This window comes from Duganella sp. OV510 (assembly GCF_900100205.1).
Taxonomy (GTDB): Bacteria; Pseudomonadota; Gammaproteobacteria; order Burkholderiales; family Burkholderiaceae_D; genus Rugamonas.
On the sequence record NZ_FNEQ01000004.1, the window covers coordinates 38644 to 60524 of the forward strand.

The 21881-nt window shown below is 59.0% G+C and carries 29 protein-coding genes; 2 read left to right on the forward strand and 27 right to left on the reverse strand.

All coding sequences use genetic code 11. From position 1 onward, the window contains the following. Window position 1: 1 nt before the first annotated feature. From BLS51_RS12435 to BLS51_RS12445, 3 genes are all read right to left on the reverse strand, one after another. Window positions 2–1168 carry an efflux RND transporter periplasmic adaptor subunit gene (locus BLS51_RS12435; RefSeq protein ID WP_090192427.1) on the reverse strand — a complete coding sequence of 389 codons (1167 nt, stop codon included), beginning with the start codon at window positions 1166–1168 and terminating at the stop codon, window positions 2–4. Between the two features lie 122 nt (window positions 1169–1290). After that, window positions 1291–2646, reverse strand: a complete 1356-nt coding sequence (locus tag BLS51_RS12440; protein ID WP_175472568.1) for an ATP-binding protein — start codon at window positions 2644–2646, stop codon at window positions 1291–1293. Next, complete coding sequence (locus BLS51_RS12445) at window positions 2643–3371, reverse strand: response regulator (RefSeq protein ID WP_090192457.1); 729 nt, start codon at window positions 3369–3371, stop codon at window positions 2643–2645. Before BLS51_RS12445 ends, BLS51_RS12440 begins: the two co-directional genes overlap by 4 nt. Before the next feature lie 189 nt (window positions 3372–3560). On the opposite strand from BLS51_RS12445, the gene BLS51_RS12450 reads away from it, so the two are divergent. Beyond that, window positions 3561–4097 (forward strand): Spy/CpxP family protein refolding chaperone, encoded by a 537-nt coding sequence (locus BLS51_RS12450; RefSeq protein WP_090192428.1) that lies wholly within the window; start codon window positions 3561–3563, stop codon window positions 4095–4097. Here BLS51_RS12450 and dsbD read toward each other — a convergent pair whose 3' ends face one another. Then, window positions 4098–6134: a protein-disulfide reductase DsbD gene (dsbD, locus tag BLS51_RS12455; protein WP_090192429.1), complete on the reverse strand. Its 2037-nt coding sequence runs from the start codon at window positions 6132–6134 to the stop codon at window positions 4098–4100. It abuts the gene before it with no gap. 136 nt (window positions 6135–6270) lie between these two features. On the opposite strand from dsbD, the gene BLS51_RS12460 reads away from it, so the two are divergent. Then, window positions 6271–7926: a M20/M25/M40 family metallo-hydrolase gene (locus BLS51_RS12460; protein ID WP_090192430.1), complete on the forward strand. Its 1656-nt coding sequence runs from the start codon at window positions 6271–6273 to the stop codon at window positions 7924–7926. Between the two features lie 50 nt (window positions 7927–7976). Here the strand turns inward: BLS51_RS12460 and BLS51_RS12465 are convergent, their stop codons facing one another. The 23 genes from BLS51_RS12465 to rplP all read right to left on the reverse strand — a co-directional run bounded on the left by BLS51_RS12465 (window position 7977) and on the right by rplP (window position 21879). Next, entirely contained in the window at window positions 7977–9218 is a 1242-nt protein-coding gene (locus tag BLS51_RS12465) for a PepSY-associated TM helix domain-containing protein (RefSeq protein ID WP_090192431.1), read from the reverse strand. Between the two features lie 56 nt (window positions 9219–9274). Then, window positions 9275–11482 carry a TonB-dependent siderophore receptor gene (locus BLS51_RS12470; protein ID WP_090192458.1) on the reverse strand — a complete coding sequence of 736 codons (2208 nt, stop codon included), beginning with the start codon at window positions 11480–11482 and terminating at the stop codon, window positions 9275–9277. A 137-nt stretch (window positions 11483–11619) separates the two neighbouring features. Further along, window positions 11620–12015: a 50S ribosomal protein L17 gene (gene rplQ, locus BLS51_RS12475; RefSeq protein ID WP_090192432.1), complete on the reverse strand. Its 396-nt coding sequence runs from the start codon at window positions 12013–12015 to the stop codon at window positions 11620–11622. Between the two features lie 183 nt (window positions 12016–12198). After that, entirely contained in the window at window positions 12199–13176 is a 978-nt protein-coding gene (locus BLS51_RS12480) for a DNA-directed RNA polymerase subunit alpha (RefSeq protein ID WP_026637581.1), read from the reverse strand. Window positions 13177–13286: 110 nt separating this feature from the next. After that, entirely contained in the window at window positions 13287–13910 is a 624-nt protein-coding gene (rpsD, locus tag BLS51_RS12485; RefSeq protein WP_090192433.1) for a 30S ribosomal protein S4, read from the reverse strand. A gap of 191 nt (window positions 13911–14101) precedes the next feature. After that, entirely contained in the window at window positions 14102–14506 is a 405-nt protein-coding gene (rpsK, locus tag BLS51_RS12490) for a 30S ribosomal protein S11 (protein ID WP_072786827.1), read from the reverse strand. 14 nt (window positions 14507–14520) lie between these two features. Further along, window positions 14521–14886: a 30S ribosomal protein S13 gene (rpsM, locus tag BLS51_RS12495; protein WP_090192434.1), complete on the reverse strand. Its 366-nt coding sequence runs from the start codon at window positions 14884–14886 to the stop codon at window positions 14521–14523. Window positions 14887–14913: 27 nt separating this feature from the next. Continuing rightward, a complete protein-coding gene (gene rpmJ, locus BLS51_RS12500) occupies window positions 14914–15027 on the reverse strand; it encodes a 50S ribosomal protein L36 (protein WP_005663407.1) in 114 nt (37 codons plus the stop codon). Window positions 15028–15061: 34 nt separating this feature from the next. Next, on the reverse strand, window positions 15062–15280 hold the full coding sequence (infA, locus tag BLS51_RS12505) for a translation initiation factor IF-1 (protein ID WP_005663428.1): 219 nt from the start codon (window positions 15278–15280) through the stop codon (window positions 15062–15064). Window positions 15281–15300: 20 nt separating this feature from the next. Beyond that, on the reverse strand, window positions 15301–16635 hold the full coding sequence (secY, locus tag BLS51_RS12510; protein ID WP_090192435.1) for a preprotein translocase subunit SecY: 1335 nt from the start codon (window positions 16633–16635) through the stop codon (window positions 15301–15303). A gap of 30 nt (window positions 16636–16665) precedes the next feature. Continuing rightward, the gene (gene rplO, locus BLS51_RS12515) at window positions 16666–17097 is read right to left on the reverse strand and encodes a 50S ribosomal protein L15 (protein ID WP_090192436.1); all 432 of its coding nucleotides are present in this window, start codon (window positions 17095–17097) and stop codon (window positions 16666–16668) included. A 25-nt stretch (window positions 17098–17122) separates the two neighbouring features. After that, window positions 17123–17305 (reverse strand): 50S ribosomal protein L30, encoded by a 183-nt coding sequence (gene rpmD, locus BLS51_RS12520; RefSeq protein WP_090192459.1) that lies wholly within the window; start codon window positions 17303–17305, stop codon window positions 17123–17125. Between the two features lie 10 nt (window positions 17306–17315). Further along, window positions 17316–17834: a 30S ribosomal protein S5 gene (gene rpsE / locus BLS51_RS12525; protein WP_090192437.1), complete on the reverse strand. Its 519-nt coding sequence runs from the start codon at window positions 17832–17834 to the stop codon at window positions 17316–17318. A gap of 9 nt (window positions 17835–17843) precedes the next feature. Next, complete coding sequence (rplR, locus tag BLS51_RS12530; protein ID WP_090192438.1) at window positions 17844–18206, reverse strand: 50S ribosomal protein L18; 363 nt, start codon at window positions 18204–18206, stop codon at window positions 17844–17846. Between the two features lie 13 nt (window positions 18207–18219). Beyond that, on the reverse strand, window positions 18220–18753 hold the full coding sequence (gene rplF, locus BLS51_RS12535) for a 50S ribosomal protein L6 (protein ID WP_090192439.1): 534 nt from the start codon (window positions 18751–18753) through the stop codon (window positions 18220–18222). A 10-nt stretch (window positions 18754–18763) separates the two neighbouring features. Further along, a complete protein-coding gene (gene rpsH, locus BLS51_RS12540) occupies window positions 18764–19159 on the reverse strand; it encodes a 30S ribosomal protein S8 (protein WP_090192440.1) in 396 nt (131 codons plus the stop codon). A gap of 14 nt (window positions 19160–19173) precedes the next feature. Then, complete coding sequence (gene rpsN / locus BLS51_RS12545) at window positions 19174–19479, reverse strand: 30S ribosomal protein S14 (RefSeq protein WP_090192441.1); 306 nt, start codon at window positions 19477–19479, stop codon at window positions 19174–19176. A 6-nt stretch (window positions 19480–19485) separates the two neighbouring features. Then, entirely contained in the window at window positions 19486–20025 is a 540-nt protein-coding gene (gene rplE, locus BLS51_RS12550; RefSeq protein ID WP_072786817.1) for a 50S ribosomal protein L5, read from the reverse strand. A gap of 6 nt (window positions 20026–20031) precedes the next feature. Next, a complete protein-coding gene (gene rplX, locus BLS51_RS12555) occupies window positions 20032–20346 on the reverse strand; it encodes a 50S ribosomal protein L24 (RefSeq protein ID WP_056151015.1) in 315 nt (104 codons plus the stop codon). A gap of 10 nt (window positions 20347–20356) precedes the next feature. Then, window positions 20357–20725 carry a 50S ribosomal protein L14 gene (gene rplN, locus BLS51_RS12560; RefSeq protein WP_050409761.1) on the reverse strand — a complete coding sequence of 123 codons (369 nt, stop codon included), beginning with the start codon at window positions 20723–20725 and terminating at the stop codon, window positions 20357–20359. A gap of 267 nt (window positions 20726–20992) precedes the next feature. After that, window positions 20993–21259, reverse strand: a complete 267-nt coding sequence (rpsQ, locus tag BLS51_RS12565; RefSeq protein WP_055937633.1) for a 30S ribosomal protein S17 — start codon at window positions 21257–21259, stop codon at window positions 20993–20995. Beyond that, window positions 21256–21447 carry a 50S ribosomal protein L29 gene (gene rpmC / locus BLS51_RS12570; RefSeq protein ID WP_090192442.1) on the reverse strand — a complete coding sequence of 64 codons (192 nt, stop codon included), beginning with the start codon at window positions 21445–21447 and terminating at the stop codon, window positions 21256–21258. The genes rpsQ and rpmC overlap by 4 nt, the downstream gene beginning before the upstream one ends. A gap of 12 nt (window positions 21448–21459) precedes the next feature. Beyond that, window positions 21460–21879, reverse strand: a complete 420-nt coding sequence (gene rplP / locus BLS51_RS12575) for a 50S ribosomal protein L16 (RefSeq protein WP_090192443.1) — start codon at window positions 21877–21879, stop codon at window positions 21460–21462. Window positions 21880–21881: the final 2 nt, after the last annotated feature.

Consider the following 21881-nt stretch of genomic DNA (forward strand, 5'->3'; position numbering starts at 1 on the left):
CTTAGCCTTTCTGCTTAGGACCATCAGCCTTGGCATCGGCCGGCTTGTCCGCCGCCGCGATGCGCACCTTGCCGCCCGGCCGCAGGTTCTGCTTGCCGTCGACGATTACCTGTTCATCGCCATTCAGTCCCGACACGGCGGCACTTTCGCCAAAGGCATACAGACGCTTGATGTTGACCACCTTGGCGGAATGGTCCTTGTCCACCGCGTACACAAACGTGCCGCGGGTATTGCTAATGATAGCGTTTTGCGGAATCACCGTCGCATCTTTCAGCACCTGCGAAATCAGCTTGGTGTTGACGTACTGGCCTGGCCACAGGCTGGTGTCCTTGTTGTCGAACTGGGCCTTGACGCGGATCACGCCGGCCACCGGGTCGACGGTGTTGTCAATGAAGCTGAGCTTGCCGTTGACCGCCACGCTGGAATTGTCCAGCGTCACCTGCACCGGCACTGCGCCTTCGCGCTGCGCCGCCATCAGGCCAGCCAGCGCGGTTTCCGGCAGCGTGAACGCCACCGTGATCGGATCCAGCTGGGTTACCGAAGTCAGCAAGGTGGTCATCTGCACCAGGCTGCCCGGATAGACGTTGATGGCGCCGACGCGGCCGTTCATCGGCGCGCGGATCGCGGTGTAGCTGGCGTCGACGCCAGCCGAGCGCACGGCGGCGATGTCGGCCTGCAACAAGGCGCGGGCCGAGTCGACCTGGGCTTTCAGCGTATCCACCGCGCCCTGGGCGATGAATTTTTTGTCCAGCAATTCGGTGGCGCGCTGGTACTGGCGCTCGTAGTCGGCCAGCGAGGCGCGGTCGCGTTCGACCTGCGCTTGCGCCTTGTCCAGATTGGCGCGCTCGCTGCGGTCGTCCAGCGTGAACATCAGTTCGCCGGATTTGACGAACTGCCCTTCCTTGATATGCACTTTGGCAATGGTGCTGGTGGTCTGCGGGTGCAGGTCCACCGTGCTGATCGGCGTGACCGTACCATTCGCCTGCAGCGTCACCGGCACATCCTGTTTTTTCGGCGCGACGATGCTGACCGTGGTTGGCCCTTGCGGCGCGTTGTTGTTCATTTTGCTGCCGGTCGGCGGATGGTCGCCACCATGCGTCGCGTACCAGATGCCGCCGCCCACTACCACGATTGCGCCGATCAGGGATGCTAAGGAAGATTTTTTCATTTTAATAATAATTTTGCCGTCGAAAAATATTGCCGCCGTGCATGGGCGGAATATTGTCGCATAGTATCCATGAGAAAAACTGCACCCGTATTACGCCGGACAGTTTTTTCTCATGAGGTAGATCAGTTGCCTGCGTAGTATTCCGGCACCACGAGTGTCACCTCCAGCCCGCCGTCCTTATGGTTGGCCAGGGTGACGGCAGCGCCGTGCTGTTCAGCGATATTGCGGGCGATGGTCAAGCCCAGCCCCGTGCCGCCGGATTCGCGCGACCGCGAAGTTTCGATGCGATAGAACGGTTCGAACACCCGTGCCATCTGGTCCGGCGCAATGCCCGGGCCGCCGTCGCGGATACTGATGCGCGCCGAGCCCACCAGGCGCTCCACCGTCACGTTGGCATAGCGACCATATTTGACGGCGTTATCAATCAGGTTGACCAGGCAGCGGCGGATCGCCAGCGGCCGGCCCATCAGCGCCATGGCGGCGCGGCCACGCAGTTCAACCTGTTGGCCGACGTCGGAAGCGTCGCTGCAGACGCTGTCGAGCAGCGCGTCCAGGTCCAGCGCCTGCATGGTTTCGCTGGAATCCATGCTGCGCGCCAGGTCCAGCCCTTCCTTGACCATTTGCTGCATGGCCGACAGATCGTCAATCAGACGCTGCTGTAATTCCTTGTCGTCGACTTTTTCGAGCCGCAGGCGTAGCCGCGTCAGCGGCGTCTGCAAGTCGTGGGTGATGGCGGCCAGCATCTGCGTGCGCTGGGTGATGTGCTGGCGGATACGCGCCTGCATGGCGTTGAAGGCAGCGCTGGCCTGGCGGATCTCAGAAGCGCCGCTGAGCACCACCGGCGCGTGGTTGATGTCGTTGCCGAGATCCTTGGCCGCTTGCGCCAGGCGCTTCAGCGGACGCATCGACATGCGCGCCACCCAGTAGGCAAGGAAGGCGATCGACAGCAGGAACGGCGCCAGCGACAACAGCTCGCTGTTGGCCGAGGCTGGCGCCTGGCGCGGTGGCAGCACCGACAGCTTGAGGATCTGGCCGTCGTACAGGCGCACGTTCATGGTTTCGCAAGTGCCGCGCCACTGGCTGGAGGCAAACAGGCTGGTGGTCTGGCGCGGCTGGTCGCAGGCAGCTGGATGCTCGTTCAGCGGGATCAGCTTGTAGCGCTCGCCCAGGCGCTGTTGCAGCGCGGTGGAGAATTCGGTCGGCGGCAGCGTTGGCAGCTGCGGCGTGTCGCTCATCTCCAGCTTGACCGTGCCACGCGCGGCAGCAACCAGGAAGGTCGGGCGCGCGCTTTCCGGCATGACGTCGGCGGTGGTGATCAGTTGCTCGGCCCGTTCAAGCGCGTGGAAGTCGCGGTAGCGCTCCAGCGCGCGGGTGCGTTCGTTGACGGCCAGCCACTGGGTCAGCGCCGCCGAAGCGACGATACCCAGCAGCAGGACCAGGAACACGCGCCCGGTCATCGAACCGAGGAAGGCTTTCACGCTTGTGGCTCCACCGTCACCTGGCCGGCCAGCACGTAGCCGCCGTTGCGCACAGTCTTGATGATTTGCGGCATGCGTGCGTCTTCGCCCAGCTTTTGCCGCAAGCGGCTGATCTGGATGTCGATCGAGCGGTCGAACGGATCAGCGTCGCGGCCTTGCGTCAGGTTCAGCAGCTGGTCGCGGTTGAGCACGCGGTTCGGATGTTCAAGGAACACCTTCAGCAGGCGGAACTCGGCGCCCGACAGCATGATGACGATGCCATCCGGATTAAGCAGGTGGCGCGCGGTCAGATCGAGTGTCCAGCCGGAGAATTTCATTTGCTGCGCCTTGTCGGCGCCAACGCCGACCGGCATGGCGTTGCTGCGGCGCAGGACGCTGCGGATGCGCGCCAGCAGCTCGCGCGGCTCGAACGGCTTCGGCAGGTAATCGTCGGCGCCCATTTCCAGGCCGAGGATGCGGTCCAGCGGCTCGTTGCGGGCAGTCAGCATGATCACCGGCAGGGTCGAGTGGGCGCGCAGCTTGCGGCACAAGGTCAGGCCGTCGTCGCCTGGCAGGTTGAGATCAAGCACGACCAGCTCCGGACGGCCTTCGTCCAGCAGCTTCCACATGGCGGCGCCATCGGGCGCGCACAGCGCGCGGTAGCCGTTCGACTCCAGGTAATCCGCCAGCAAGGTGCGGATGTCGCGATCGTCATCGACAATTAAGATAGTTGATGTGGGTTCCATGCCGTCATTATCCATTGAAGACCATGCGGCAATTGTATCGTCTTGTATATGGGCTTTGGTGCTTAACATCTGGATACAAAAACCGGCACCAGAGCAACGTACTAGCAACCTTCGAGGGCCAATATGGTCTCCAACGCAGCACACATCCGGTGCGGCGATTGATGAACCCTCAACAATGAAGGAACGACCATGAACATCTTACGTAAAAGCATACTGATCGGTTTCACCGTGCTGGGCATGGCCGCAGCGCATGCTCAGGAAACCCAGCCAGCGCAGAAGCCGCACGGCGCTCATCCGCATCCGAACAGGGAACAGATGCAGGTGAAGATGGCCGATATGTACGCCAAGCGCCAGGCGCGTCTGCATGATTTGCTGAAGCTGACCGCGCAGCAGGAATCGGCCTGGGCCAGTTATCAGGCCGCCATCAAGCCTGCGGCTTTCGATGGCCAGCGTCCGGAACGCAAGCCGATGAACAAGCTGACCGCGCCGGAACGCCTGAACCTGGCGCTGGACATGACCAAGAAGCGCGAGGCGTTCCTCGAAACCCGCGTGAAGGCGGTCACCACCTTCTATGCGCAATTGAATCCGGCGCAGCAGACGCTGTTTGATGAGCACGGTTTGCGCGGCCCGCGCGGTGAACATGGTCGTCGCGGCCACGGCCAGCGTGGCGGCTGGGGCCATGGCCATCACGAAGGCTGGGGCGGCCCAGCGCCACGCCAGGGCTGATCAGTTCAGTGCGGACAGGGATGCGGTGAATTTCGCCGCATCCTGGAAGCCGATCACGCGCGAGTTAGGGATTTCCTTGCCCTGCTTATCGAACAGGATGATGCCGGGCGGGCCAAACAGGCCGAAGCGTTTCAGCATGGCCTTGTCGTCGTCATCGTTGGCGGTGACGTCGACTTGCAGCAGCAAGGTGTTGGCCAGCTTGGCGCGCACGTTCGTATCGACGAAGGTGAATTTTTCCATTTCCTTGCAGGACACGCACCAGTCGGCGTAGAAATCCAGCATCACGGTCTTGCCGCCGGTTTGCGCCAGCATGGCGTCCAGTTGCTGCACGGTCTTGACGCGCTGGAAGGCCAGCGGCGTTTCGTGGCCTTTGCCGGTTAAGTGGGCCAGCGGTGCCAGCGGATCACGGCCGCCGCTGACTACGCCGACCAGCTGCATGACGCCCAGCACGGCGACGATCACGCCGAGCGATTTTGCGATCCATTGTCCGTTATTTAGCAGCAGATACATGCCGTAGCCGACCAGCAGGAGGGCCCAGCCCATCATCTGCACGGCGCCCGGCAGCACCGGCGACACCAGCCACCAGCCGACCGCCAGCATCAGCACGCCGAAGAAGCGTTTGACGTTGTCCATCCACGCGCCAGCTTTCGGCAACAGCGCGCCGGCCGAGACGCCAACCAGCAGCAGCGGCACGCTCATGCCGACCGCCATGGCAAACAGCGCAGCGCCGCCGATCACCACATCGCGCGACTGGCTGATGTAGACCAGGGCGGCGGCCAGCGGCGCGGCCACGCATGGGCCGACGATCAGTGCAGAAATCGCACCCATGATGAACACGCCGGCCAGCTTGCCGGAGCTCTGGCGGTTGGAGGCAGCGCTCAGCTTGTTTTGCAGCGCGGCCGGCACTTGCAGTTCGTAGAAGCCGAACATCGACAGCGACAACACAGCCATCAGCAGCGCGAAGGCGCCCAGCACCCATGGATTTTGCAGCGCGCTGGCCAGGCCTTCGCCAGCCAGGCCGGCCGCCACGCCCAGCGCGGTGTAGACCAGCGCCATGCCCAGCGAGTAGGTTGCCGACAGCATCAGGCCACGGCTGCGCGTAGTATTCGCGCCTTCGCCGACGATGATCGAGGACAGGATGGGCACCATCGGCAGCACACATGGCGTGAACGACAGGCCCAGGCCCAGCAAGGCGAACAGCGGCAGGATGACCAGCAGTTTGCCGGATTTCAGTGCGGCTTCCAGGCGGCCGGATTCGTTGACCGGCGCCGACGCGGCCGGCGCTGCGACCGGGGCTGGCGGGACGATGTCGGTGGCGGTTGGGTTAGGCACGGTGTAAATCTTGACGCCCGGCGTCAGCACAGCGGCCTTGCCGCCATCGACGCCCTGGTTGACTGCGCCCTGCCCGGCCGCACCGGGCGCGCCGGCACCTGCACCGGTCGCGACAGCTTCACCAACGCGGCTCGCGCCGGCCGCCCCGATGGCAGTGCGCGCGCCAGCCGAAGCGGATGCGCCCGCAGCGTTGGTCGTACCGGCACCGACCGGGACCACCGCAGACGGCGCCGCCCCCGGCTTGGCAGTTTGTGCCGCCGGAATCGGCACCGATCCGCTGGCGCTCAGCGACGCTTTGTAATCCTGCGGCGCATAGCACAAGCCCTTCTCGGAGCAGCCTTGCCCGCCGACCTGCAACGTGAATGGACCGTTGCCCTCCACCGCCAGCGTAATGGTCACGCTTTTGCGATACGTCTCCACATCCTTGGCAAACGTCTCGTCGTAATGCACCTTGCCTGGCGGGATCTGCGGCACGCCCAACTTGGCGCCCTGCGCGCTGAACTTGAAGCGCTCGCGGTACATATAATAACCGTCGGCGATCTGGAACGTCACCGCCGCCGTATGCCCATCCACCATGCGCGCCGAAAACTTGAACGCCTCCGACGGATCGAGGAACTCATCCGCAGCGCGGGCGGGCTGCAACAGCAGCGCGATCAGCGCCAGAAACGGCGCCAGCAATCGGGTGACACGGACAAAACGGGACATGACGGCTTTCTCTCAAGGGAACTGTTCATTCGAGCAACAGCATAGTACACCGATGGCGTTTTTCCCGCCTGAGCAGGGCCTTAAAACCTTGATCTATGCGAAACTCGATTTTTTCACCGCACCGGAGCCCCAGCCTATGTCCCCTCTACGTCCCCTGTTGCTAACCACGCTCGCGCTGAGCACCCTGCCCGCACTCGCCCAAGCGCCGGCCAAGGCGCTGAACGCCATTTCCGCGCAAGACCTGACCGCGCACATCAAAACCCTGGCCTCCGATGCGTTTGAAGGCCGCGCCCCCGGCACGCCCGGCGAGGCCAAAACCGTCGCCTACCTGCAGCAGGAATTCAAGAAGCTGGGCCTGAAGCCCGGTAATCCGGATGGTAGCTGGGTGCAGGCGGTGCCGATGCGCGGCCAGAAACCCACACCCAGCTTCAGTTACGCCATCAACGGCCAGAAAGTCGCGCTGAAGTTTGAAGACGATTTTGTTGCGCATTCGACCAGCCAGCCATCGACCGTCAACGTCAACAACTCGGAAATCGTGTTCGTCGGCTATGGTGTGCAGGCGCCGGAGTACGGCTGGGATGATTACAAGGGCGTTGACGTGCGTGGCAAGACCATCCTGATGCTGATTAACGATCCGGCCATTCCCGATCCGAACAATCCGGCCGAGCTGGACCCGGCCATGTTCAAGGGCAAGGCCATGACGTACTACGGCCGCTGGACCTATAAATACGAAATCGCCGCCAAGCTGGGCGCGGCAGCCGCCATTATCATTCATGAAACGAAACCTGCCGCCTACCCATGGGACGTGGTGCGCAGCGGCGGCAATAGCGAGCAGTTCAGCCTGCTGCGCGAGGGTGACGATCCGGACGCGCCAGCGGTGCCGGGCTGGGTCCAGCTGGACAAGGCCAAGGCCATGCTGGCCGCCGCCGGCTACGATTTCGACACGCTTAAAAAACAGGCGCTGACCAGAGACTTCCGCCCGGTCAGCCTGAAAGGCACGGCCGACTTCAAGGTCGAGAATATTTCGCGCACGGTAAATTCCAATAACGTGGTGGCGAAAATCGAAGGCAGCGATCCCAAGCTGAAAAACGACTATGTCATTTACAGCGCCCACTGGGATCACTTAGGCGTGGACGGTAAAACCGGCAAGATTTATTACGGCGCGCTGGATAATGCTTCGGGCGTTTCGGCATTGCTGGAGCTGGCCAAGGCGTATAAAGCCCTGCCACAAGCGCCTAAACGCTCCGTGCTATTTATTGCCACCACTGCCGAAGAGAAAGGCCTGCTTGGCGCCAGATATTATGCCGCACATCCGCTTTATCCGCTGAAAAAAACGGTTGCCAATATTAATATCGATGGTATTAATGCCTGGGGCAAAACGCGGCAGATTGAAAACGTCACCTCTGGCCATTCCAGCATCGATGGATTGCTGGAGAAATATGCCAAGGCGCAGGGTCGTTTAATGGAAAAAGATTCGCGCCCTGAACTAGGCAGTTTCTATCGCGCGGATCAATTGGAATTGGCGCGCGCTGGCGTGCCGGTTTTATACACCAAGGCACGCAGCGGCTATTTGAATAAGCCGGATAACTACGCTACCGACGTTGTGAACAACTATTTCACCCACGACTATCATCAGGTGACCGACAGTTTCCGCACCGACTGGGACTTCAGCGGCGGCGTGCAGGATATCCAGCTGCTGTTCCAGGTGGGACTGGATATCGCCCAGGGCGTCACACCTACCTGGAACGCCGGCTCCGAATTCAAGGCCGCCGGCGACCGCCGCTTGCAGTAACTCACGCTCGAAATTAGCGGGTACGTGCCAATTTCTGGCACGTACTCACATCAAGCCTCCACCAGATCGCCCGCGCGACGCTCCGCAGTCACCACGCGCGATGCGCGTTTGCGCCACCAGATAATCACACCGGTCACGCTCAGCATGGCCACCACCACACCCATCACCGAAATCAGGATACGGCCCGGCAGGCCGAGGATGCGGCCGGAGTGCAGCGGGAATTGCGCCTGGACGAAGATATCGGCCGCCGTGCCTTTCCATGGCAGACGCTCGCCCAGCAGCTTGCCGTTGGCGCCGTCGTAATACAGATAAGCCGGGCCTACGCCGCCGGAGCCGTGATCGTCGCCAGGTTTATAGAAACTCACGCCATACACATTAAATGCATTGGTATAGAAAACAGCGCCGACTGGCTCTTCCCAGTTGCGCTTTACCGCCTCCTGCGCCGCAGTTTCCACCACGCCGGCATATTCAACTTTTGGCGTATGTGGTTTATTCAATTCAGCCATAGGAATAACATCGAATGGCGTAGGCGTTACTTTTGAGATCTTGCTCATTACCGGGTAAAAGATTTCGCTATACAGATTCAGCGAGAATGCGGTAAAGGCAAGAATCAGCAATAATCCCCACGTCCACAAACTGAATGCGCGGTGCAAATCGAAATTCAGTTTATTGCTGCCGCTATTCCAGCGTACTTTCCAGGCCGGTTTCCAGCGTTGCATCCATGGTTTGCTGGCTTCTTTACGACGCAACGGCAGAGTCAAATAGAAACCGACAAAACTATCCACCACCCAGATCATGGCAATACCGCCCATCAGCCATAAACCCCAGCGGTCGATGCCCCACATTTCCGGAATATGCAGCGTGTAATGCAGGCGATACAGGAAGGAGACAAAGGTTTCCTTGGTAATCGGCCACACCGCGCCCCATTCGCGCTTACCCAGTTCGGCGCCGCTGACAGGGTCGACAAACACCTGGTTGAAGCCAGGCTCATATAATTTTCCGGTGGCCGGATTGACGCGCGGCGACACGCCAAACGCCACCGCCTCGCCCTTCTCGATCTGGATCGGGATGAAGGACACCAAGATTTTCGGGTAGCGCGCTTCGACCTGCCGGGCCAGTTCCAGCGAAGGCTGCGGCGTGCCGGGCGTGTGGGCTTCCATCAGGTGCGGATTGAGCAAGTCGTCCAGCTCGTGGTCCCACGAAATGATGGCGCCGGTGACGCCGCTGATGAACAAAAAGCCTGCGGTCAGCAGGCCGAGATATCGGTGTACCAAGGTCCAGAAGGCGCGCATGGGATCTCCTCAGAAAAAAAAGGCCGGCCCCCGAAGGCCCGGCCTGCAACGTTAGCTTAGAACTTGTACTTCAGCGTCAGCGCCGTGGTGCGTGGCGCGGCGTAGGTAATCGCGCCATACGCGGCAAACATGCCGAAGTGCTTCTTGTCAGTAGCATTGTTGATGTTCAGCTGGGCCGACAGGTTTTTGCTGATGTCATAACGCGCCATCAGGTTGACCAGCGCGAAGCTGTCCTGCTCGATCAGGCCGCCGTTTGCCGCCACCGCTGCCGCTGGCGCCGCTGGATCGGCCGTGTAGGTACGGCCTTCCCAGTTGACGCCGCCACCCACGGTCAGATTGCTCAGCTCACCAGCGAACTGGTAGGTGGTGAACACACGCAGCAGGCGGCGCGGATAGATGCTGTTGAAGTCGGTGCCGGTGGCGTCCTTGGCACGGAACTGGCTGTAGCCGAAGCTGCCGTTCCAGCCGCGCGCCAGTTCGCCGTTGACCTCAAACTCGACGCCACGGCTGGTGGCGCCATCGACGCCGTTGTAATAAGCCTCTGGCAGCAGCGGGCCGGCGCCGTCGCGGTCAACCAGGCCGGCGGCCTGGGCCAGGTTGTCCTGCTTGATCTTGAAGATGGCCAGCGAGGCATTCACACGGCCATCGAGGAACTCGGCCTTGATGCCGGTCTCGGCGGCCTTGCCCTTGATCGGGTCCAGCGTATTGCCGGCCTGGTCCTTGTAGTTCTGCGGCAGGAAGATGCTGGTGTAGCTGCCATACAGCGAGTAGGTGTCGTTCAGGTCGTAGACCACGCCGGCGTACGGGGTGATTTCGTGGTCGTTCTTCACGCTGTAAGCAGGCGTCCACAGGCCATAGCCCTTCTGCTCGAAGTTGGTGACGCGGGCGCCAACGATGACTTTCAGCGGGTCGCTGATCGAGAAGCGCACCATGCCGTACAGCGCATCCTGCCTGGTTTCGCTGGCTTCGTAGAAGGTTTCCGGACCCCAGGTCGGCGTGTTGTAGGTGTTGCCGTTCCAGTTGTTGAAATTGCCCACGTCGGAGCCGGCGCTGCCAAAGTCGGCGGCGCGGCTGTTGGAGTTGAATTTCTGCTTCGAGTGCATCAGGCCGATCGAGGCGTCGTGCTTGCGCTCGAACAGCGAGAAGCCGCCGCTCAGCTGCAGGTTGACGTCGTCCTGCTTGGTGGTGGTGACGTAGGAGCCGGCGAACGCGCTCATGCCCACGCCGGTCACGCGGTCAGGCACGCCGGACAGGTACAGCAGGTGCGAGTCGCCGCGACGGTCGCCATGGCTGGCATAGGCGCGCGCCTTCCAGCCGCTGTCGAAGGTGTGCTCCAGGTTGAGGTAGGCGTTGTTGTACGAGGTTTCCCAGCCGGTCCAGGCGGCCGAGGTGGTTTTCGAGACGTCCCAGTTGGTCTTGCTGCCGTCGGTGTACCAGAACGGCAGGCCGCCCCACATCGGTCCGTCCGGATCGTTTTCCTGGCGGCTGAAGCCGACCGCCAGCAGCGTCTTCGGCGTCAGGTCGGCCTCGACGGTGGCAAACACGGTGCGGGCGTCCTGGCCGCCCAGGTTGACCCAGCTGTCACGCTTCAGGTAGTCGCCGACCACGCGGGCGCGCACGCTGCCGTCCTGGTTCAGCGGAGTGGACACGTCCACCTGGGCACGGCGCTCGTTCCAGCGGCCGACGCCGACGTCGACGCTGCCGGTGAATTCCTTGCTGGTGGCGCGCTTGTGCACCAGGTTGATCGCGGCGGACGGGTTGCCGGCGCCGGTGGTCAGGCCGGTGGCGCCGCGCACGACTTCCACGCGGTCGTAGATCGCCAGCGTGGCGGCCACTTCGCCCGAGCTCCACGATTGCTGCCAGGTGGTCGGGATGCCGTCGATCATCAGGTTGGTGATGTCGAAGCCACGCGCGGTGAAGCCGGCGCGGTCGGTTTCGTACTGGTTGACGGAAATGCCGATGACGTTGTTGACCACGTCGGTGACCGTGGTCAGGCCCTGGTCTTCAATTCGTTGCTGGGTCATGACGGACACCGATTGCGGCGTGTCGCGCAGCGAGATGTCCAGCGGCGTGGCGGTACGCGAACGGCCGGTGGTGTAGGAACCACTGCCTTCGGTGGTATCGCCCATTTTCTGCGTCGATACCTGTACGGTCGGCAGCACCGCCGTGCCCTGGTCGTCGGCGCCTTTGTCAGCTTGTGCCAGCAATGGCAGGGCCAGGCTGACCAGGACGGCCAGGTGCTTCATCTTCAACTGCTTATTCATCATTTCCCCGTGTAGGATGCTTTCATCAAAACAGGAATGATAACGATTCTCATTTTTATGTCAATGAAATCTGACCAACAGACGAAAAAAAAGCCAGGCTAAGCCTGGCTTTTCAGTACTACGGGACGACCAGCTGATTACTCAGCGGTTGGTGCGTCTTCGATCGCGGTGACTTCTGGACGGTCCAGCAGCTCAACGTAAGCCATTGGAGCGTTGTCGCCAACGCGGAAACCCATTTTCAGGATGCGCAGGTAGCCGCCGTTGCGGTTTGCAAAACGTGGGCCCAGTTCCGAGAACAGTTTGCCTACGATTTCGCGGTCACGCAGACGGGCGAATGCCAGACGCTTGTTAGCCAGGGTGTCGGTCTTGCCCAGGGTCAGGATAGGCTCAACAACGCGGCGCAGTTCTTTGGCTTTTGGCAGCGTGGTTTTGATGGCTTCATGACGCAGCAGCGATACGGTCATGTTGCGCAGCATAGCCAGACGGTGGGACGAGGTACGGTTCAGTTTACGGAGGCCGTGACGGTGACGCATGGTACTTCCTTTCGATGATGTTTAAATCCGAGTTCTTCGATCGCTCAAGGGTGAACAGGAGCGCGGACCGGTTTTAGTGATTTACGCCCGACACAACACGTGCCGGGCGGTACTGCAAACTACGATCAGTTGGCCACAGGGCAGAACATCGCTACGCGATGTCCAGCACTGTCGCACTATCTGTTATTTTTCCAGACCGGCAGGCGGCCAGTTTTCCAGCTTCATGCCCAGGGTCAGACCACGGGAAGCCAGGACTTCCTTGATCTCGTTCAGCGACTTGCGGCCCAGATTCGGGGTCTTCAGCAGTTCGTTTTCCGAACGCTGGATCAGGTCGCCGATGTAGTAGATGTTTTCTGCTTTCAGGCAGTTGGCCGAACGCACGGTCAGTTCCAGGTCGTCGACTGGACGCAGCAGGATAGGATCGACCAGCGGTGCACGCGATGGTGCTTCGGCAGCAGCTTCGGTGCCTTCCAGTGCAGCAAACACATTCAGTTGATCAACCAGCACGCGCGCCGATTGACGGATCGCTTCTTCCGGCGAGATCACGCCGTTGGTTTCGATGTTGATGATCAGCTTGTCCAGATCGGTACGCTGTTCGACACGGGCCGACTCAACGAAGTACGACACACGGCGCACTGGCGAGAACGACGCGTCCAGAATGATGCGGCCGATGGTTTTGTTGGTGTCTTCCGACAGGCGACGCACGTTACCAGGAACGTAGCCACGGCCTTTTTCGACCTTGATCTGCATGTCCAGTTTGCCGCCGGCGGTCAGGTGAGCGATCACGTGATCCGGGTTGATCAGTTCCACGTCGTGTGGCAGATCGATGTCCGAAGCCAGCACGGCGCCTTCGCCTTCTTTCTTCAGGGTCAAGGTGACAGAGTCACGGTTGTGCACTTTGAACACAACGCCCTTCAGGTTCAGCAGCAGGTCGACCACGTCTTCTTGCACGCCGTCCAGCGACGAGTACTCGTGCACCACGCCAGCGATGGTGACTTCGGTTGGCGCGTAGCCTACCATCGACGACAGCAGCACGCGACGCAGCGCGTTGCCCAGGGTGTGGCCGTAGCCGCGTTCGAATGGCTCCATCACAACTTTAGCGTGACCGGCGCCCAGCGCTTCTACATCGATAATACGTGGTTTCAACAAACTGTTTTGCATGAAATGTCCTCTTCAATACCCTCGGCGCGTTAGGCCGATAAGGCTGATGGCATTAGTGAAAACGCCCGCTTGAAAAAGCGGGCGGGTTTTGGTGCTACTTAAGCTACAAATTAACGCGAGTACAGCTCGACGATCAGCGATTCGTTGACGTCGTTAGCGATTTCGTTACGCTCTGGCAGGGACTTGAAGGTGCCTTCCATTTTCTTGGCGTCAACCGACACCCAGGCTGGCATGCCGACTTGTTCAGCCAGCGACAGCGCTTCAACGATACGCACTTGTTTCTTGGCTTTTTCGCGCACAGCGATGACGTCGCCGACTTTGACTGCGTACGAAGCGATATTCACCACATTGCCGTTCACGGTGAAGGCTTTGTGCGATACCAGCTGACGTGCTTCAGCGCGGGTCGAGCCGAAGCCCATGCGGTATGCTACGTTGTCCAGACGGGCTTCCAGCAGCTTCAGCAGGGTTTCGCCGGTGTTGCCCTTGCGGCGATCGGCTTCTGCGAAGTAGCGACGGAACTGACGTTCCAGCACGCCGTACATACGTTTTACTTTTTGTTTTTCGCGCAGCTGGTTGCCGTAGTCCGAGGTACGGGCGCCCGACTTGACGCCGTGCTGACCTGGTTTGACGTCCAGTTTGCATTTGCTGTCCAGCGAGCGACGGGCGCTCTTCAGGAACAGATCAGTGCCTTCACGGCGGGAGAGTTTTGCTTTTGGTCCGATATAACGTGCCACGGTGCTTTCCTTTTTGTGTAATGACGTCCCAACCACTTGGGTGGCTAGACGCTAGTCTGGTCTGCGATGAGCCAGACGGTGGCGAAGTCTGCCTTGAAGACAGACGACAATAGCCGGGCAGTATAACCGTTACCGGTTTCCTGCACCAGCTGAATTGTGTAACAGCGAGGCCAGCAATGCTGGCCCGGCCATTAGATACGACGACGCTTTGGAGGGCGGCAGCCGTTGTGCGGAACTGGCGTCACGTCCTGGATCTCGGTGATCTTGATGCCCAGGTTGTTCAGCGCGCGCACAGCCGATTCACGGCCTGGGCCTGGGCCCTTGATACGCACTTCCAGGTTCTTCACGCCGCATTCGATCGCGACTTTACCAGCGGCTTCAGCAGCAACCTGCGCTGCAAACGGGGTCGATTTACGCGAACCCTTGAAGCCAGCACCACCGGAGGTCGCCCACGACAGCGCATTGCCCTGACGGTCGGTGATGGTGATGATGGTGTTGTTGAAGGAAGCGTGAACGTGCGCGATACCTTCAGCGACGTTCTTCTTGACCTTCTTGCGTACGCGAGCTGCTGCTGCGCTGCTTTGTTGCTTAGCCATGTGATTTCCCTAGATTATTTCTTGAGCGATTGAGCGGCTTTGCGCGGGCCCTTGCGGGTACGTGCATTGGTGCGGGTGCGTTGACCGCGGACCGGCAGGCCCTTACGGTGACGCATACCGCGGTAGCAACCCAGATCCATCAAACGCTTGATGTTCATGGACAGTTCGCGGCGCAGGTCGCCTTCGACGATGAATTTACCTACTTCATCGCGCAGCTTTTCCAGTTCGCTGTCGTCCAGATCTTTGACCTTTTTATTGGTCGCGATACCCGTTTGCGCGCAGATGAACTTCGCGCGTGGGCGGCCTACACCGTAGATGGCCGTCAGGCCGATAACGGTGTGCTGGTGATTTGGGATATTAACCCCTGCAATACGTGCCATTCGTTATTCCTCGATAAATAACGGTTATTAACCTTGACGCTGTTTATGACGTGGTTCGACGCAGATTACGCGAACAACGCCTTTGCGCTTGATGATCTTGCAGTTGCGGCAGATCCGCTTGACTGAGGCGTTAACTTTCATTATGAACTCTCTTCTAAGGTTCGATTATCTAAATTTACTTGGTCCGGAACACGATGCGGGCGCGGGACAGGTCGTAAGGTGTCAGTTCGACCGTCACCTTATCGCCAGGCAGGATGCGGATATAGTTCATCCGCATTTTACCTGAAATATGCCCGAGCACCACGTGCCCGTTTTCCAGCTTTACTCGAAATGTTGCATTAGGGAGATTTTCCAGGATCTCGCCCTGCATCTGTATGACGTCGTCTTTTGCCATTCGGTGTATTGAAACCGCGCTTATCGCGTCGGAATTCCGCCTTTGAAGTTTGCTTTGCGCAGCAGCGATTCATATTGCTGCGACATCACGTAGTTTTGTACTTGGGCCATGAAATCCATGGTCACAACTACAATAATCAACAGAGAAGTACCACCAAAATAAAACGGCACTTTCCACTCGGCTTGCATGAATTCCGGCAACAAACACACCAGAGTGATGTAGAGGGCGCCAGCCAGTGTCAATCGGGTCAGAATCTTGTCGATGTAACGGGCAGTCTGCTCACCGGGACGTATCCCTGGCACAAAGGCCCCGCTCTTCTTCAAGTTATCTGCTGTTTCTTTGCTGTTGAAGACCAGCGCTGTATAGAAGAAACAGAAAAACACGATCGCAATGGCGTACAACAGTGCGTGGATGGGCTCGCCTGGCCCCATCGATGCTGCCAAATCTTTCAGGAACCGGACCACCGGGTTGGCCGTATCGGCGCCCGTGGTGAACCAGCCCACGATCGTTGCCGGGAACAAGATAATCGACGAAGCGAAGATCGGTGGGATCACGCCGGCCATATTCAGCTTCAATGGCAGGTGCGACGTTTGTCCACCGTAAATCTTGTTACCCACCTGGCGTTTCGCATAGTTGACCAGAATTTTGCGTTGGCCACGTTCCACGAATACCACCAGGAACGTTACCGCCACCACCAGGATCATGATGATGATCGCCGACAGCGCGCCCATCTGACCGGTCGACACCGATTGGCCAAGGCCACCCAGTGCGCCCGGCAAGCCGGCCACGATACCTGCGAAGATGATGATCGAGATACCATTACCGAGACCGCGCTCGGTAATTTGCTCGCCCAACCACATCACGAACATGGTGCCGGTCAACAGCGTAACGACCGTCACGAAACGGAAGGCAATGCCTGGATCCAGCACCAGACCTTGCTGCGACTCCAGCGCGACAGCGATGCCGAACGCCTGGAACAACGCCAGCACCACCGTGAAATAACGGGTGTACTGGGTGATCTTGCGGCGGCCTGCTTCGCCCTCTTTCTTCAGCGCTTCCATCTGCGGCGAAACGATCGACACCAACTGCATGATGATCGAGGCCGAGATGTAAGGCGTGATGCCGAGCGCAAATACCGTGAAGCGCGAGAGCGCGCCACCACTGAACATGTTCAACATGCCCAGGATGCCACCCTCTTGCGACTTGAACAGCTCTGCCAATCGTACCGGATCGATCCCTGGGACAGGGATATGAGCGCCGATACGATAAACCACCAATGCGCCAAGCAGGAACCAGAGCCGGCCCCAAGGGAAACCAGCTGCAGCACTTTTTGCCAATTGTGGATTAGTCGCCAATTTTCGCTCCGATCAGCTGTGTGCGGGGGCTCAGGCTACCGAGCCGCCGGCTGCTTCGATGGCGGCTTTCGCGCCAGCGGTCACTTTCAGGCCTTTGAGGTTCACCGCTTTGGTGATCTCGCCGGACAGAATGACGCGCACATCGCGTGCCAGCACGCTCAGTACGCCAGCTTGTTTCAGCACCAGAATGTCGACATCGCCAACAGCCAGGTTGTTCAGGTCGGACAGACGCACTTCAGCTTTGAAGGTGGCGTTGAGCGACTTGAAACCGCGCTTAGGCAGACGACGTTGCAGAGGCATCTGACCGCCTTCGAAGCCGACTTTGTGGAAGCCGCCCGAACGCGATTTCTGACCCTTGTGGCCGCGGCCCGCGGTTTTACCCAGGCCGGAGCCGATACCGCGGCCGACGCGACGCTTGTAGTGCTTGGCGCCTTCGGCTGGTTGAATGGTATTCAGTTCCATGATTTCTCCGTGAGTAAGCCGGGGCTTACGCAACTACTTTAACGAGATACGACACTTTGTTGATCATGCCGCGTACCGATGGGGTGTCCTGCAACTCGGCTACCGAGTTAACACGACGCAAGCCCAGGCCACGCACGGTGGCGCGGTGGTCTTGACGGGTGCCGATCAGGCCCTTCACCAGTTGTACTTTGACGGTTTTCGTAGTCATGTCGTTCACCTTAACCCAGGATCTCTTCTACCGACTTGCCGCGTTTAGCAGCGATGTCAGCAGGAGTGTGCAGTTTGGCCAGGCCGTCCAGCGTGGCGCGAACCAGGTTGTACGGGTTGCTCGAACCGGTCGATTTCGCGACCACGTCGGTAACGCCCATGACTTCGAAGATCGCGCGCATTGCGCCGCCAGCGATGACGCCGGTACCTGGTTTAGCAGGCGACATCATAACTTTCGAGGCGCCGTGGCGACCCAGGACGGTGTGGTGCAGCGTGCCGTTTTTCAGTGGTACCTTGATCAGGTTGCGACGGGCTTCTTCCATTGCCTTCTGCACACCAACCGGTACCTCTTTCGACTTGCCCTTGCCCATGCCGATGCGGCCATCGCCATCACCGACTACGGTCAGCGCGGCGAAACCCATGATACGACCACCCTTGACCACTTTGGTCACGCGGTTGATCGCGATCATTTTTTCGCGCATGCCATCATCCGGCTTGTCGCTTGCCATTTTTGCTTGCATTTTTGCCATGATCGTTCCTTAGAACTTCAGACCGGCTTCACGCGCGGCTTCTGCCAGCGCCTTCACACGGCCGTGATAACGGAAACCGGAACGGTCGAAGGCGACTTCGGTGATACCGGCTTTCAGTGCTTTTTCTGCTACGCGTTTGCCCACCAGTGCGGCGGCGGCGGCGTTGCCACCCTTGCCGGATTGGCCAGCCAGTTCGGCGCGCACTTCCGCTTCAGCGGTCGAGGCCGAAACCAGTACTTTGGCTTCCGGGCTGATCAGGTTTGCGTAGATGTGCAGGTTGGTGCGGTGAACCGACAGGCGGTTCACTTTCATCTGAGCAATCTTGATCCGGGTTTGACGTCCGCGACGCAGACGAGATTCTTTTTTATCCATCGTCAGCCCCTAATTACTTCTTCTTGGTTTCTTTGATCTTAACCACTTCATCCGAATAACGGACGCCTTTGCCTTTGTAAGGCTCCGGAGCGCGGTAAGCACGAACTTCTGCAGCAACCTGACCCACCTTTTGACGATCGATGCCTTTGATGACGATCTCGGTCGGGGTGGCGGTGGTCACGGTCACGCCTTCTGGCATGGCGTGCACGACCGGGTGCGAGAAACCCAGCGACAGGTTCAGCTTGTCGCCAGCAGCCTGGGCTTTGTAGCCCACGCCTACCAGGTTCAGCTTTTTCTCGAAGCCCTTGGTCACACCGTTCACCATGTTGTTGACCAGTGCGCGCAGCGTACCGGACATGGCGTTGGCTTCGCGGCTGTCGTTCGACGGCTCAAAGCTCAGGGTACCAGCGTTGTTTTCTACTTTAACCAGGCCATTCAGGCTCTGGGTCAGGACGCCCAGCGGGCCCTTGACAGTGATCGCTTGTGCGGAGATGGCGACATCAGCGCCAGCTGGCACAGCGATTGGCATTTTAGCTACTCGGGACATGTCTTACTCCTTAGGCCACGTAGCAAATCACTTCGCCGCCGACACCGGTTGCGCGTGCTTTACGGTCGGTCATGACGCCTTGTGGGGTCGATACAATCGCCACACCCAGACCATTCATTACCGAAGGGATTTCGTCTTTGCCTTTGTACACGCGCAGACCTGGACGCGAAACACGCTCCAGACGCTCGATAACAGGACGGCCTACGTAGTACTTCAAACCGATTTTCAGTTCCGACTTGCCGCCTTCTTCAGCGACTGCGAAATCTTCAATGTAACCCTCGTCCTTGAGGACGTTGGCAATCGCAATTTTGACTTTCGACGATGGCATGGCCACGGTCGTTTTTTGCACGCCCTGGGCGTTACGAATGCGGGTCAGCATATCGGCGATAGGATCGCTCATACTCATTGCTTATTCTCCTATTACCAGCTAGCTTTAGTCATACCCGGAATTTCACCACGCATGGCGAATTCACGGAGCTTGATACGGCCCAGACCGAATTTACGGAAGGTGCCGCGTGGACGACCGGTGACGGCGCAGCGGTTACGCTGGCGGGTCGGAGCCGAGTTACGTGGCAGCGCTTGCAGTTTCAGGCGCGCTTCGTAACGTTCTTCTTCCGATTTCGACTGGTCATCGATGATGGCCTTGAGCGCAGCGCGTTTGCCGGCGAATTTGTTCGCCAGGGCTACGCGTTTTGCTTCACGGTTAATCAGTGCGAGTTTTGCCATGATCTCTTAGTTCCTGAACGGGAATTTGAAGGCGGCGAGCAGAGCTTTCGCTTCGTCGTCGGTCTTAGCGGTGGTGGTGATCGAAATATTCATACCACGCAGCGCATCGATCTTGTCGTACTCGATCTCAGGGAAGATGATCTGCTCTTTCACACCGATGTTGTAATTGCCACGGCCGTCGAAGGCCTTGCCATTCACACCGCGGAAGTCACGCACACGTGGCAGGGCCACGGTGATGAAACGGTCGAGGAACTCGTACATGCGAGCGCCGCGCAGCGTCACCATGGTGCCGATCGGGTAGCCTTCACGGATTTTGAAACCCGCGATTGCCTTGCGTGCCTTGGTGGTCACTGGCTTCTGGCCAGCGATCTTGGTCAGGTCGCCAACAGCGTGCTCGAGGACCTTCTTGTCCGCAATCGCCTCGCCCACACCCATGTTCAGGGTGATCTTGGTCAGACGCGGAACTTCCATCACCGACTTGTAACCGAATTTTTCGGTCAGGTCAGCGACGACTTTTTCTTTATAGAATTCTTGGAGACGTGCCATGATTTCTTAAGCCTTCACTACTTCGCCGGACGATTTGAAGACGCGGACTTTTTTGCCGTCGACATCTTTGAAACCAACACGGTCTGCCTTGCCAGTCGCTGCGTTGAACAACGCAACGTTGGACACGTGAATCGGCATAGTCTTGTCGACGATACCACCTTGAACGCCAGTCATTGGGTTCGGCTTGGTCGCTTTTTTAGCGACGTTGACGCCTTCAACCACAACGTGTTCTGCGTCTACGCGACGCGAAACGACACCGCGTTTGCCCTTGTCTTTACCGGCCAGAACGATGACTTCGTCGTTTTTACGAATCTTATCCATTGCTGACTCCTTACAGTACTTCAGGTGCCAGGGACACGATCTTCATGAACTTTTCAGTGCGCAGCTCGCGCGTCACTGGTCCAAAGATACGCGTACCGATCGGTTCCAGCTTGGCGTTCAGCAGCACGGCGGCGTTGCCGTCGAACTTCACCAGGGAACCGTCTTGGCGGCGAACACCTTTAGCGGTGCGCACTACCACGGCGTTATAAATTTCACCTTTTTTGACACGGCCGCGTGGCTGAGCAACCTTGACGGTTACTTTGATCACGTCGCCAATGCCAGCATAACGGCGCTTGGAACCGCCCAACACCTTGATGCACATGACTTCCTTGGCACCGGTGTTGTCGGCTACTTCGAGCCGGCTTTCAGTTTGAATCATAATATTCTCTTTCCCAACTTAAGCCGAAGAATCCACACAATGCGGACCTAACGGTCAGTCTTGGTCCCGCCAACAGCCTCTGCTGAGCCTGTTGCTTGGGTGCTTGACCTTCGAACTGCATACTGACCGCACGGTTCAGCGTCTGTGGCCAGACACTTTGCGGCGTTACATGAACGAAGCCCACGAGTATTACATACAACTCGCGGGCTTGCAAGAACTAATTGAAAATCGCTGCCTGGACCTGGGTCCGGGCAGCGACGACTTCAATTAAACGATTTGTGCGGCTTGCACCACACGCGTCACGGTCCATGCCTTCGTTTTGGAGATCGGACGACCTTCCACGATTTCCACCGTGTCACCGGCTTTCACCTGGTTGGTCTCGTCGTGCGCGTGGTACTTGGCGCTACGCACGATGATCTTGCCATACAGAGGGTGTTTCACGTGACGTTCGATCAGAACGGTAACGGTCTTGTCCATTTTGTCGGACACCACTTTACCGATCAGCGTACGCTTCAGCTTTACTTGTTCGGTCATTTGGCTTCCTTCGTGTTCAATACCGTTTTTACGCGTGCGATATCGCGACGTACCTTCTTGAGCTGCGAGGTGTTGCTCAGCTGTTGCGTAGCGATTTGCATACGCAGGCCGAACTGTGCCTTCAACAGGTCATTCAGCTCTTTTTGCAGAGCTACCTGGTCTTTGCCGCGGAGTTCAGATGCTTTCATATTTCACTCCTGTTATTGACCAACTTGACGGACCACGAAGGTGGTCGCCAGTGGCAGTTTGGCAGCGGCCAGGCGGAATGCTTCGCGCGCCAGTTCTTCGCCTACGCCATCCATTTCGTACAGGACTTTGCCTGGACGGATTTCAGCGACGTAGTACTCCGGATTACCTTTACCGTTACCCATACGGACTTCGGCAGGCTTGTTCGAAATCGGTTTGTCCGGGAAAACGCGAATCCAGATACGACCGCCACGTTTGATGTGACGGGTCATGGCGCGACGTGCGGCTTCGATCTGACGTGCCGTGATACGACCACGGGCAACTGCTTTCAGACCGAATTCACCGAACGACACATTGGTGCCGGCGCTGTGCGAAATGCCGGTGTTACGGCCTTTCTGCTCTTTACGATACTTTCTGCGTGCTGGTTGCAGCATGA

Coding starts and splice junctions, on each gene's coding strand:
- BLS51_RS12435 (WP_090192427.1), bottom strand. CDS start 1,168: ATGAAAAAATCTTCCTTAGCATCCCTGATCGGCGCAATCGTGGTAGTG.
- BLS51_RS12445 (WP_090192457.1), bottom strand. CDS start 3,371: ATGGAACCCACATCAACTATCTTAATTGTCGATGACGATCGCGACATC.
- BLS51_RS12450 (WP_090192428.1), top strand. CDS start 3,561: ATGAACATCTTACGTAAAAGCATACTGATCGGTTTCACCGTGCTGGGC.
- dsbD (WP_090192429.1), bottom strand. CDS start 6,134: ATGTCCCGTTTTGTCCGTGTCACCCGATTGCTGGCGCCGTTTCTGGCG.
- BLS51_RS12460 (WP_090192430.1), top strand. CDS start 6,271: ATGTCCCCTCTACGTCCCCTGTTGCTAACCACGCTCGCGCTGAGCACC.
- BLS51_RS12465 (WP_090192431.1), bottom strand. CDS start 9,218: ATGCGCGCCTTCTGGACCTTGGTACACCGATATCTCGGCCTGCTGACC.
- BLS51_RS12470 (WP_090192458.1), bottom strand. CDS start 11,482: ATGAATAAGCAGTTGAAGATGAAGCACCTGGCCGTCCTGGTCAGCCTG.
- rplQ (WP_090192432.1), bottom strand. CDS start 12,015: ATGCGTCACCGTCACGGCCTCCGTAAACTGAACCGTACCTCGTCCCAC.
- BLS51_RS12480 (WP_026637581.1), bottom strand. CDS start 13,176: ATGCAAAACAGTTTGTTGAAACCACGTATTATCGATGTAGAAGCGCTG.
- rpsK (WP_072786827.1), bottom strand. CDS start 14,506: ATGGCTAAGCAACAAAGCAGCGCAGCAGCAGCTCGCGTACGCAAGAAG.
- rpsM (WP_090192434.1), bottom strand. CDS start 14,886: ATGGCACGTATTGCAGGGGTTAATATCCCAAATCACCAGCACACCGTT.
- rpmJ (WP_005663407.1), bottom strand. CDS start 15,027: ATGAAAGTTAACGCCTCAGTCAAGCGGATCTGCCGCAACTGCAAGATC.
- infA (WP_005663428.1), bottom strand. CDS start 15,280: ATGGCAAAAGACGACGTCATACAGATGCAGGGCGAGATCCTGGAAAAT.
- rplO (WP_090192436.1), bottom strand. CDS start 17,097: ATGGAACTGAATACCATTCAACCAGCCGAAGGCGCCAAGCACTACAAG.
- rpmD (WP_090192459.1), bottom strand. CDS start 17,305: ATGACTACGAAAACCGTCAAAGTACAACTGGTGAAGGGCCTGATCGGC.
- rpsE (WP_090192437.1), bottom strand. CDS start 17,834: ATGGCAAAAATGCAAGCAAAAATGGCAAGCGACAAGCCGGATGATGGC.
- rplR (WP_090192438.1), bottom strand. CDS start 18,206: ATGGATAAAAAAGAATCTCGTCTGCGTCGCGGACGTCAAACCCGGATC.
- rplF (WP_090192439.1), bottom strand. CDS start 18,753: ATGTCCCGAGTAGCTAAAATGCCAATCGCTGTGCCAGCTGGCGCTGAT.
- rpsH (WP_090192440.1), bottom strand. CDS start 19,159: ATGAGTATGAGCGATCCTATCGCCGATATGCTGACCCGCATTCGTAAC.
- rpsN (WP_090192441.1), bottom strand. CDS start 19,479: ATGGCAAAACTCGCACTGATTAACCGTGAAGCAAAACGCGTAGCCCTG.
- rplE (WP_072786817.1), bottom strand. CDS start 20,025: ATGGCACGTCTCCAAGAATTCTATAAAGAAAAAGTCGTCGCTGACCTG.
- rplX (WP_056151015.1), bottom strand. CDS start 20,346: ATGGATAAGATTCGTAAAAACGACGAAGTCATCGTTCTGGCCGGTAAA.
- rplN (WP_050409761.1), bottom strand. CDS start 20,725: ATGATTCAAACTGAAAGCCGGCTCGAAGTAGCCGACAACACCGGTGCC.
- rpsQ (WP_055937633.1), bottom strand. CDS start 21,259: ATGACCGAACAAGTAAAGCTGAAGCGTACGCTGATCGGTAAAGTGGTG.
- rpmC (WP_090192442.1), bottom strand. CDS start 21,447: ATGAAAGCATCTGAACTCCGCGGCAAAGACCAGGTAGCTCTGCAAAAA.
- rplP (WP_090192443.1), bottom strand. CDS start 21,879: ATGCTGCAACCAGCACGCAGAAAGTATCGTAAAGAGCAGAAAGGCCGT.